Source organism: Micromonospora marina (genome assembly GCF_900091565.1).
In the GTDB taxonomy this organism is placed as follows: domain Bacteria; phylum Actinomycetota; class Actinomycetes; order Mycobacteriales; family Micromonosporaceae; genus Micromonospora; species Micromonospora marina.
Genome location: NZ_FMCV01000048.1, coordinates 1 through 10,400, shown reverse-complemented (window position 1 = coordinate 10,400; position 10,400 = coordinate 1). Strand labels below are relative to the sequence as shown.

The following is a 10,400-nucleotide window of genomic DNA, read 5'->3' as shown; positions in this document are numbered from 1 at the left end:
GCAGTCGCTTGTTGTATCCGGGCTGTTTGGGCAGGTCGGGAAACAGGTGGAGCAGGTTCTTGCGCGCGTAGCGGATCCACTGGGCTTCCTTGTGGTAGCTCAGCACGGACTGCAACACCGCAAGGGTGATCAACTCCGCGTCGGTGATCTTCGGAGCGATACCGACTGCTGGTCGCCACCGGTTGAGCTGGGGTGACGCCTTCAGCTCATCGTCGATCTTCACGTACAGTGCGGTAGCGAGGGTGTCCCGATCGACGTGCACGTGGCCTCCATGGTCATCGTTGCTTCGCAACGTCGATCATGGACACCCTCGCTCCTGTTCGCTGCCCCGGAACCCTTGGAATAGATCGTCTAGGCGATGCTCTCACCGCCCTGAGCCCCACTCACGTCCGGCGACTCGCCATCGACACCGCACTGCTGGCCTCCACGCTGGTCGCCGCCGGGCGCATCGACGAAGCCTGCGCAACCGCACGCGAGGCAGTCGACTACGCGGCACGAACCACCTCACACCGTTGCCTGCAGCGCATCGTCGAGGTGCAGGCCGACCTCGAGCCCTACCGGTGTGAGCCGGAAGTCCGGGAGTTCGTCGAGTACGTGCGTCACCGGCTACCGCTGGCGGCTGTGTAACGCCTGTTGATCGTTGGCCGCGTTCGCCATCACCGAGCGATAGTGAACCAGCTCCGCTTCAAGTGCCGCGCCTGCTCGACGGGACGACGCCACGTAGTGGCCGACATCAGGAAGAAGCAGAACCGCAGGCGCCATGCCGAGAGACGTCATCTCGTCTGCGAGTTCGCGGACATCCTCGACCACGGCCACCCCGTCGGCGGTGCCGTGAATCAGCAGCACCGGCCGTTGGACAGCGGCGGCACGGACCGGGCCGGCGCCCCCGCGCAGCCGCATTGCGTGTGCCCGCTGGAATCGGGGCACCGTCTGCGCCCACCGGTAAGGATCCACGATCGCCGACACGGCGGTGGCAGCGGCGAACGGCCCATCCTGTGTCACCGCATGCAAAGCGGTATATCCACCGGCGCTGGCACCACGGATGAACACCTGCCCCGCCACCGCCCGCCCCGCCGTCAGCAGGTGAACAGCAACGGCCGCGCAGTCATCGACATCAGCCAAACCCCACCGGCCGTACAGCGATTCCCGGAACGCTCGGCCGTACCCAGTGCTACCCAGGTAGTCGACATCAACGACGGCGAACCCATGACTGGTGAAGAACTGCGCCTGCCAATCGAGACGCAGCAGGCAGGACGCGGTGGGCCCAGGATGCGCCCGGACGATAACCGGTGCCTGCCAGTCCGCCGCCGAGCCCGTCGGCGGATACACCAGGGCAAGCACCTCCCGACCACGGGCCACTCGAACGCGCAGCTCCGTCGGCGTCGATACCTGCGCCCCGTCGAGTGCTGCGTGCTCCGACCGGGCAAGCACCTCCACCTGAGGATCAGCACCAGCCAGCTCTACGAGCGCGACCTGCGGAGCGACGGTCGGCGATGATCCGATCAACGCCACCGTCGTCCCTCGAACGGCCAGGTACGGCTTGATCGACGTGTACGGAAGATCGACCGGGCGGACAATGCCCTCGGGCCCGATGACGACAAGGCGGTGTCGCGGCCCCTCCTGCACCGCCACGACTATCTGACCGTCGTCGAGGAAGCCATACGACGCGTAGCCCAACTCCCACGGTTCAGCAGCGCACTCACCCGCGATCGGGGCCACCGCCTGCGCCTTGAGGCCGTCCCACCGGTAGAGGTTCCACCAGCCGCTGCGGTCCGAGACGAAGTACAACGCCCCATCGGGTCCCCACTGCGGCTCGACCGCGGACTCCCCTGCACCGCCGGCTACCTTGACAGGATTCTCGATCACGCCACCCGGCGAGTAGCGGGCCACCCACACCTCGCACGCATCCCAAGGCATATCGCGCTCGCTCCAGGCCGTCCAGGCCAACCAACCCGGAGCCGTCCGCGGCGCACCAAGGAAACCCGGGGATACAGCGAGAGTCCGCATCGGCGGAGCAGCAGTGAATGTCAATGCGATGAGCTCGTCACCCCGCTCCGACTCCCGCACAGCCAGCAACTCGCCGTCGCCGACCGTCAGGTCACCGAAGGAGCCATAAGCGATCAGATCGAGTTGATCGTCGCGACGGCGGCTCCGGTAGACGCCATCGGGGCCGGCACACCACAACGTGCCCTTGGCAGCAGCGAACGAACCGCCCCCGTACGCGTGAACGCCGCTGGCGACATCAAGGCCCTTTGGACTGACATCACGCTTGCCCTCGCCGGACCGCCACCGTGCCACCGCCGTGCCCCCACCGGCGTCAGGCCGGGTCTCCAACCAGTACAGGCCGTCATCGGCGGTACGCAGTTCGTCATAGCTCACCGAGGCGCGGACGGCGTCTTCCACCGACACTTCAGGGATACGGCCACCCGGCCTCACGGATGCCTCCTCGAACAGTTTGCACACCGGCCGGACAACGGCTCGTCTAGCGTCACGCCTCGGGTTTCGACAGGAGGCCGTAATGGTCGGCGAAGGAGCGAACAAGGTCTTCGAGTATGGCTTTTCCCTTGGCTGCGGTCGCCTGGGACGGCATACCGACGATGCCGCTGGCGGTGTAGCCACTCATGCCCCGCGTGAGGAGGTGACGTCGATCGTCCGCTAGGTGGTCAGCGTCCTGGAAGCCGTCACGGACCACCTCCGGTGCGACGTGCAGAAGCAACGAAACCTCGAGCTCACCCGCGTGCATGTCCTGGTGGGCTGTGCTGTGCAGGTCAGCGGCCACTCGGGCGTCGTCCCAGTCAGCCCGAGCGGGGAACAGAGTCATCCTGGGTCCGACGACATTGGCTTCCTGAACGACGTTGGCAAGCGCGTAGTTGCCGCCATGCCCGTTGATCACGGCGAGCTGATTGATGCCGGATTGACGCAGGGAGGCGGCGATATCAACGACCACGGCGGCCAGGGTGGTGGCGCTGATACTGACCGTTCCGCGCCACGCCGCATGCTCGTGGGAGCAGGAGATCGTGACGGGCGGCAGCAGAAAGAGCCCATAGCGCTCGGCTACGGCCTTCGCGATCGCACATGCCACGACGGTGTCCGTCAGTAGCGGCAGGTGCGCGCCGTGCTGTTCGAAGCTTCCCACCGGGAGGACCGCGACGGACGCCGCTCGCTCGGACTCCTCGGTGCTCGTCGCCGTGGTGATCAGGTCCACGGGCTAATGGTTGCACGTTTCGAGGGTCGCCTGCCGGTAGGCGAGCACGAAGGCCGCCGCCTCGGGGACGGCCACCTGCTGGCGAAGGGCCACCGCCGTCGGATTCAACCAGCGCAGAGCCCGCGCGGAGGAGGTGCCAGTGGCCAAATCCAGGGCCTTGGCAGCCTCAGTCGCCGCCCGCTCCATCTCGCCACTGTTGATGTAGGCGGTCGACAGGGCCGACCGCCAAAGCGCCTCATCGATACGCTGGTGCGCTGGCCAATGCCGTAGGAGCTGCTCATAGAGATCGGCCGCAGCTGCCGGTTGTCCGAGCAGCAGACGGCATTGGGCTTCGTGGGCAGCCACGTACACCGGGTCGCAGTGAGCACTAACATCGATCGGTAGTTCCGAGTCCCCGTCTGCGCTGCCGACGACCCTGCGCGCCTCTTCGAGGCTGGCGGCACAGGCGTTCTGGTCACCTCCCATCGCGTACGCCTGAGCCTGACGGACCAGCAGCAGGGCGCGGATGCGGCCGGGTAGCCGAGCCTCGTTCAGTGCCCGCTTCGCCAGGGCAATGGCATTCCGAGGATCGAAGCGCTCGATGGCGCGTTGGCTCTGCCTCATCAGGACGTAGCTTGTCAGGGCCGGCGCGTCAGCCTCGACGGCGTGTCTCTGGGCGCGTCGCAACCAAGCGTCGGAATCGGCGGCGTCTCTCTGCTCGTCGATCCAGCTGAGGAACTCTGCCCACAGGGCCTGTGCGATCAGCAGCTCCCGGCGATCGGCTGAGCGGCTTCGCCGGCAGATGGCGGCAGCGACGCTTATCTGCGCGTGGGCGGTGGATGCCATTCCGGCGTAGCCAGTGCGGTTGCCGGCGCCAGCGAGGTATGCGAGTTGCTCGGGCCACGAGTGCAACAGGTCCGGCTTGCCGGGATGATCGAGGGAGTCCCGGAGTCGGCCCTCGGCACCTTCGGCCACGCGGTAACCGACGGCGCTCAGCCGACGCTCGCTCTCCAGGTCCGACCGGAGACGGAGGAGCTCACCGCCCGCCTGCAGTGCGCTCTCGCATGCCTCGATGAAGCGCGTAGACGGCCAACGTTCGGCCTTCTCGACCTTGCCAATCAGGTCTCCGCTGACGTGCACCAGCCTGCCAAGAGCACGCTGAGACAGCCCACGGTGCTCGCGCCACTGTCGAAGCGCGGCTCCGAACCCGTGCAGCGCCGATCGATGTGGGGTGAGCCGTCGTGGAGCTTGCGCCACTGGTACTCCTGGATGCCGTCCGTCTGTCGCTGCCGTCGCCGGACAGGTCTGACCGTGCGTAGTCGAACGCTACGCGGGCGGTTGCATGCGGACAATACCCGGTGTCCGCATCAGCACTATCGACTCATCTCATCCATTGAGCAATTCTCATTGCTGAGATACCCGCTCACATGACGGGCCAGACCGCTAGCGAAGGTTTCGCACTTGACGAAGCATTTTCCTTGCGAACCCATCAGCCGCGAGATGACCTCTGCATAATTCGTGAGGAGCAGGATGAGTTTCGAGAATGACCTTTCCCGGTATGGCTATCGGCAGGAGCTGGCGCGACATCTCCGGTTCCGGGATTTGCTGGCCTACGGGTTGGTGTACATGGTGCCGATCGCGCCGATGGCGATTTTCGGCAGTGTGTACGCCGGCTCGGGTGGCATGGTGGCCCTGGCGTACGCGATCGGCGTGGTCGCGTTGGTGTTCACGGCGTTCTCGTACGCGCAGATGGTGCGGGCGTTCCCGATGTCGGGCAGCGTCTACAACTACGCGGGTCGGGGCATCAGCCCACCGGTCGGCTTCCTGGCCGGTTGGGTGATCCTGCTCGACTACGTCCTCGTGCCGGGGCTGTTGTATCTGGTGGCGTCGGTGGCGATGCACGCCACCGTGCCCGGGGTGCCGGTGTGGGCGTGGCTGATCGGCTTTGTCGCCGTCAACACGGTCGTCAACTCCGTGGGCATCCGCATGACGGCGGTGGTGACCCGGGTGATGCTGATCGGTGAGCTGCTGGTGCTGGCGGTGTTCCTCGTGGTGGCCGCGGGCGCCCTGCTGGCGGGGAAGGGCCGGATCAGCGGGGAGGCGTTCTACAACTCGCACACCTTCACCTGGTCCCTCGTCGGGGGTGCGGTGTCGATCGCAGTGCTGTCGTTCTTGGGCTTCGACGGCATCTCGATGCTGGCGGAGGAAACCCGGGACGGAGCCCGCCAGATCGGCCGGGCCATGGCCGCCGTGCTTGTGCTGGCCGGGGTGTTGTTCATTCTCCAGACCTGGCTGGCGGCGATGCTTGTCCCGAACCCGGCCGGCCTCCTGGCTGACGGGGATCCGGGTGGGACGGCGTTCTACGACGCCGCCCGCGTCGCCGGGGGCGGCTGGTTGGCGACGCTGTGCGCGGTGGCGACGGCGATCGCGTGGGGGTTGCCGAACAGCATGGTGGCGCAGGTGGCCACGTCCCGGCTGCTGTACGCGATGGCCCGGGACCGGCAGCTGCCGGCCTTCCTGGCGAAGGTGTCGGTGAGGCGGAACGTGCCGTTGAACGCGACCCTGCTCACCGCCGTGGTGTCCCTCGCCCTCGGCCTCTACATGTCGTTCCGTTCTGACGGGATCACGCTGCTGTCGTCGCTGATCAACTTCGGGGCGATGGTGGCGTTCCTGGTCCTGCACGTGACCGTGGTCGTGCACTACCTCATCCGGCGCCGCAGCCGGAACTGGTGGGCACACCTCGTCATGCCCGCCGCCGGGTTCGCCGTCCTCGCCTACGTCGTCGTGAACGCGAACATCGCCGCCCAGCGCCTCGGCCTGGCGTGGCTGGCCCTCGGAGTGCTGGTCCTTGGTGGCCTCTACGCCACCGGTCGCCGGCCCGTCCTGTCCGGGCTGACCGCGACCGAGTCGTCCCTGTCCCGTCACGCCATGGAACGAGTGTGAGCCCCATGACCATCGACACGGCTGGACCGGTGCTCTACCGGCCTGCCCGCGACGAACTCGCCTACACCTTCGGCGGCCGGATGCCCGTGGGGCACCTGCGGTCCGGGGAGGTACTGGAGGTGTTCACCGAGGACTGCTTCGGCGGGCGGGTGTGCGGTCCAGGGGACCTGCCGTCACAGGTGTGCCAAATGCCCTACCTCAACCCGGTGTCGGGGCCGTTCTTCATCGAGGACGCCGAGCCGGGTGACACCCTCGCCGTGCACATCCTGTCCATCACCCCAGCCCGCGAGTGGGGTGTGTCTTCGACGTTCCCACACTTCGGGGCCCTGACGTCGACGTCACACACGGCCACTCTGCAGCCGGCGCTGGAGGAGCGGGTGTGGCTGTACGGCATCGACCGCGACGCCGGCACCGTCCGCTTCCAGGCCACCGGCAGCGGCCACCAGGTGGACCTGCCGTTGGAGCCGATGATCGGCACCATCGGTGTCGCCCCGGCCGGCTTCGAGGCCCGGTCCACGATCGTCCCGGACAGCCACGGCGGCAACCTCGACACCCCCCTGGTGCGGGCCGGCTCCACCGTCTACCTCGGGGTCAACGTGCACGGGGCGATGCTCGCCCTCGGCGACGGCCATGCCCGCCAAGGCGACGGTGAAGCCTGCGGCGTCGGTATCGAGATCGCCACCGTCACCACCCTCACCGTCGAGGTCATCAAGAAGACCCCCACGGTGTGGCCACGGCTGGAAACCGACACCGGCATCGCCTCCATCGGCTGCGCCCGACCCCTGGAGGACGCCTACCGCATCGCCCACACCGACCTCGTCGGCTGGATCGCCGAGCTGACCGGCATGGACACCCTCGACGCCTACCAGCTGGTCTCTCAAGCCGGTCGGGCGCCGATCGGGAACGTGTGCGATCCCAACTACACCGTCGCCGCGATGGTCGACACCGCGCTGCTACCCGGGCCGTCCCCGGCATATGGCGGGGTCCACACCCGCCTGCGGCAGCGCGCCGCCGGGCCGCGGTAAGGGCAGGAGTAGGTGATGACTGCGCTGACTCGACCGCTGCCGCTGCGGGACGAGGTGTTCCTGCTCGGGCACAACGAGGACACCGGCCAACCCCACGTACATCGGCAGGCCCTCGCCCTCGGCATGGCCGGCGCGGTCCTGATCGACCTGTTCCTCGCCGGGCGGGTGGTGCTCGACCCGAACGACACCACCCGCCCCAGCGGCGACCCGCGCCTGCACCTACACGCCGACCGGCCGGTCGGGGACCTGATCGCCGACACCGCGCTTGCCTCGATCCGGCACGCCACCATGCCACCGCCGTTGCGCGGCTGGCTGCGCGCGTTCAGCGACGACCTCTACGACCGCACCCGCGCCGGCCTGCTCGCCGCCGGGATCCTGCACCACCAGCAGCGGCGACGCCTCGCCGGGCTGGTCCGCGCTGATGCCTACCTGCCCAGCCACAGCCGCTGGCAGATCATTCCCCGCTCCCGGCTGTGCGCCCTCGCGCAAGGTCGGGAGCAGCCGGACAACCACACCGCCGCGCTCGCCGGCCTCGTCGCCGTACTCGGTCTTTCCGACTGGCTCTACCTCGACGACGACACCGCCACCCTGCCCACCCGGTTACGCACCGTCGCCGACCAGCACTACCTACCCGTGCGGGCGGTCACCGCTGCCGTCGACGCGCTCGTCGGTGACCTCGCCACCGCCGCCTACCGATAACCCGCCCAACCTCAGGAGCACTTGACACCGATGACTGAGCTGCCGCGTATCCGCGCCGCCCGCTGGAAGGAACGACACCAGATCGCCCGCCTCGTCGCCGCCGCGCTGAACCCCAGCGCTCTCGCGGGTTGGTTGGTCACCCGCGCCGAACTGTGCCTACCCGTCCTGAGCGCGGTCGCCGACATCTGGGTCGAACACGCCCTGTTCTTCGGCGACATTCAGGTCACCGACGACCTCACCGCCGCCACCGTCGGTCTACACCGATTCCGACCCCTGCCACCACCGGCGAACTACCCGGAGCGCCTCACGGACGCCACCGGCCCCTACCTGCCCCGCTTCCGCGACCTCGACAGCCTCCTGGAAGCCCACCGGCCGGTCGAGCCGCACCACCACCTCACCGTTCTCGCCACTCCGCCTGACGATGCCACCGGCCTCGACGAGGCGATGCTGAACCACTACCTCACACGCATCGACCGCACCGGCATGCCCTCTTGGGCCCACGTGACCGTTCGCGACCGAGACTTGTTCATCCGCCACGGCTACCAGCTCACCGCCCCGATCCGGCTACCCGACGGCCCGACCCTGCTCGGCATGCATCGACCCGCCGGAAGCGGCCGACGCTGGCCCTCCAACCCCATCCACGCCGGTACGCGGCCGGATCCACCCGCTGCCTCACCACCTGCGGCCACCACCCGATAGGCCTACTGCCACTTCGGCAGCACGAGTGCGATCCCGTCCTTGCGCTGCGTTGGTAGTTTGCGCTCGTGAATCGTGTTCGGACGGCGCTGTACCTCGACTTCGACAACGTTTTCAGCGGCCTCTACAAGCTGGACCCGGATGTAGCCGTCCACTTCGCCGAGAATCCGGGGGGATGGCTGCACCGGTTGGCGACAGCGGCCACGACGGACGGCGAGCGGCGCTGGCTGGTCCTGCGCTGCTACCTCAACCCCGCAGGCTGGGTGTACCGCCCAGACGCGGGCGAGGACCAGCCCAGGTTGTACTTCTCGAAGTTCCGGCCCTTCTTTGTCCGCGCCGGCTTCGACGTGATCGACTGCCCGCGCTACAGCAGCACAAAGAACGCAGCCGACATCAGAATCGTCGTGGACGCAGTCGACGCGCTGTCCGCCGACACCCGGTACGACGAGTTCGTGATTGCGTCCGGCGACTCCGACATGACCCCGCTGCTGCAACGCCTGCGCCGCTCCGACCGGCGAACCATGATCGTGTCACCCGCCGACGCGGCCGAGGCCTTCACCGCGATCGCCGACCAGGTTCTCGATAGCCAACACCTGCTGGCTCTGGTGCAGGGCGAGTCGGTCGACCTCGACGATGAGACCGGCAGCGAGGTGGAGGACCGGTTCGACGAACATCTGGCCGCTGCCGACGGTGTCACCCCTGCCGCTGGTCAGAGTGAGGCGTACGGGGCCTTCCGGTCCATCCTGACCCAGGAGTACGCCATGGCGACCGAGCCATTGAACATGGCCTCGCTCGCTTCCCGGCTGCGGACCCAGCTCGGCCCGTCCGTCAGCGACAGCAACTGGTTCGGCTTCGGCAGTTTCGCCCGCGCCGTGGGGAGCCTGACGTTGCCGAACCTGCGGACATCGCAGCACCTGCTCTGGGACACGAGTCGCCATCCGGCCCCAGCGGCCGCGACCGCACCGCCGCGGGTCGGTCTACCGGATCCCGTCGAACGTCTGGTGGATCAGCTCGACCTGCCGCGAATGCCGCAACACTGGTGGCCCGCGCTCTACCGGACACTCGCCGAATACGCTCAGTCTCATCGGTTCAATCTGACCCAGTGCACCGGCTGGGTCCGTGACCATCTGCGTGAACAAGGGCTGCCGGTCAGCCGCAACGCTGTCGGGTTCGTCGTGCGGGGCACCTCATACGGAGGGTGCCCGTTGCACCGCCAGCCCGTACCGGCAGCCGACGAGATAGCCGCGGCGTTCGTCGGCAACGTCCTCAGCCGGGCCGACGCAGCCGAGATCACACTCTCCGACGAGGACATCGCGACGGTTCGCGCCTGGCTGGGCGCACCGCCTGCCAGTGCGGAGCGCGCAGGCCAGACGGAACGCCCTTCGTAGCCACTGGTACCACGCGTCACGCGTCGCCCATCGACCACGTCGGCCGTCCCTCAGGCGGTCTTTGGGCGGCGCCGATCGATCGTGTTGGCCACCGCGTCGGCGGCGCTGCGGTGTAGCTCCTTGGTTGTTGTACCAGTCGATGTACTCGACGGTGGCCATCTCCAGGTCGTCGAGTCCGCGCCACGGGCCTTGGTTGCGGACGAGTTCGGCCTTGTACAACGAGTTGAACGCCTCGGCCATGGCGTTGTCGTACGAGTCGCCCTTGGAGCCGACGGAGGCGACGGCGCCGGCTTCGGCGAGGCGCTGGCTGTAGCGGATCGCTCGATATTGGACTCCTCGGTCCGAGTGATGCACGAGTCCGCCCAGGTCAGTGCCCTGGTTCTGACGGCGCCAGATCGCCATCTTCAACGCGTCCAACGCGAGGTCGGTGTAGAGCGACGTGGATACCTGCCAGCCGACGATCAT

At 67.8% G+C, this 10,400-nt stretch carries 8 protein-coding genes and 3 pseudogenes; 6 read left to right on the top strand and 5 right to left on the bottom strand.

Features of this window, described 5'->3' with window-relative positions; translation table 11 throughout:
* A pseudogene (locus GA0070215_RS27540) lies at positions 1 to 262 on the bottom strand (IS982 family transposase); the annotation flags it as partial.
* Positions 263 to 351: 89 nt separating this feature from the next.
* Between GA0070215_RS27540 and GA0070215_RS29430 the strand changes: the two are divergent.
* Positions 352 to 627 (top strand): annotated as a pseudogene (locus GA0070215_RS29430) (NsdA family TPR-like regulatory protein); the annotation flags it as partial.
* Here GA0070215_RS29430 and GA0070215_RS28270 read toward each other — a convergent pair.
* From GA0070215_RS28270 to GA0070215_RS27515, 3 genes are read right to left on the bottom strand one after another with little or no spacing between them, the layout of a single operon-like run.
* Positions 607 to 2,436 carry a S9 family peptidase gene (locus tag GA0070215_RS28270; protein WP_141708278.1) on the bottom strand — a complete coding sequence of 610 codons (1,830 nt, stop codon included), beginning with the start codon at positions 2,434 to 2,436 and terminating at the stop codon, positions 607 to 609. The pseudogene GA0070215_RS29430 and the gene GA0070215_RS28270 sit on opposite strands and share 21 nt — an antisense overlap.
* Positions 2,437 to 2,488: 52 nt before the next feature.
* Positions 2,489 to 3,205 carry a creatininase family protein gene (locus GA0070215_RS27520; protein WP_091051724.1) on the bottom strand — a complete coding sequence of 239 codons (717 nt, stop codon included), beginning with the start codon at positions 3,203 to 3,205 and terminating at the stop codon, positions 2,489 to 2,491.
* A 3-nt stretch (positions 3,206 to 3,208) separates the two neighbouring features.
* Positions 3,209 to 4,441 carry a helix-turn-helix domain-containing protein gene (locus GA0070215_RS27515; protein WP_091051720.1) on the bottom strand — a complete coding sequence of 411 codons (1,233 nt, stop codon included), beginning with the start codon at positions 4,439 to 4,441 and terminating at the stop codon, positions 3,209 to 3,211.
* Positions 4,442 to 4,714: 273 nt separating this feature from the next.
* Here GA0070215_RS27515 and GA0070215_RS27510 point away from each other — a divergent pair, with 273 nt between their 5' ends.
* From GA0070215_RS27510 to GA0070215_RS29425, 5 genes are all read left to right on the top strand, one after another.
* Positions 4,715 to 6,127: an APC family permease gene (locus GA0070215_RS27510; protein WP_091051718.1), complete on the top strand. Its 1,413-nt coding sequence runs from the start codon at positions 4,715 to 4,717 to the stop codon at positions 6,125 to 6,127.
* A gap of 5 nt (positions 6,128 to 6,132) precedes the next feature.
* Entirely contained in the window at positions 6,133 to 7,152 is a 1,020-nt protein-coding gene (locus GA0070215_RS27505) for an acetamidase/formamidase family protein (protein ID WP_091051716.1), read from the top strand.
* Positions 7,153 to 7,167: 15 nt separating this feature from the next.
* Positions 7,168 to 7,851 carry a GOLPH3/VPS74 family protein gene (locus GA0070215_RS27500; protein ID WP_091051713.1) on the top strand — a complete coding sequence of 228 codons (684 nt, stop codon included), beginning with the start codon at positions 7,168 to 7,170 and terminating at the stop codon, positions 7,849 to 7,851.
* 30 nt (positions 7,852 to 7,881) lie between these two features.
* Complete coding sequence (locus GA0070215_RS27495; protein ID WP_091051710.1) at positions 7,882 to 8,550, top strand: hypothetical protein; 669 nt, start codon at positions 7,882 to 7,884, stop codon at positions 8,548 to 8,550.
* Between the two features lie 65 nt (positions 8,551 to 8,615).
* Complete coding sequence (locus GA0070215_RS29425; RefSeq protein WP_091051706.1) at positions 8,616 to 9,935, top strand: NYN domain-containing protein; 1,320 nt, start codon at positions 8,616 to 8,618, stop codon at positions 9,933 to 9,935.
* A gap of 120 nt (positions 9,936 to 10,055) precedes the next feature.
* On the opposite strand, the pseudogene GA0070215_RS29420 reads toward GA0070215_RS29425, so the two are convergent.
* Positions 10,056 to 10,400: pseudogene (locus GA0070215_RS29420) on the bottom strand (transposase); the annotation flags it as partial.

Excerpts from the sequence above, each read along its gene's own strand:
- GA0070215_RS27500 (WP_091051713.1), top strand. The coding sequence starts at position 7,168 with ATGACTGCGCTGACTCGACCGCTGCCGCTGCGGGACGAGGTGTTCCTG.
- GA0070215_RS27505 (WP_091051716.1), top strand. The coding sequence starts at position 6,133 with ATGACCATCGACACGGCTGGACCGGTGCTCTACCGGCCTGCCCGCGAC.
- GA0070215_RS27495 (WP_091051710.1), top strand. The coding sequence starts at position 7,882 with ATGACTGAGCTGCCGCGTATCCGCGCCGCCCGCTGGAAGGAACGACAC.
- GA0070215_RS27510 (WP_091051718.1), top strand. The coding sequence starts at position 4,715 with ATGAGTTTCGAGAATGACCTTTCCCGGTATGGCTATCGGCAGGAGCTG.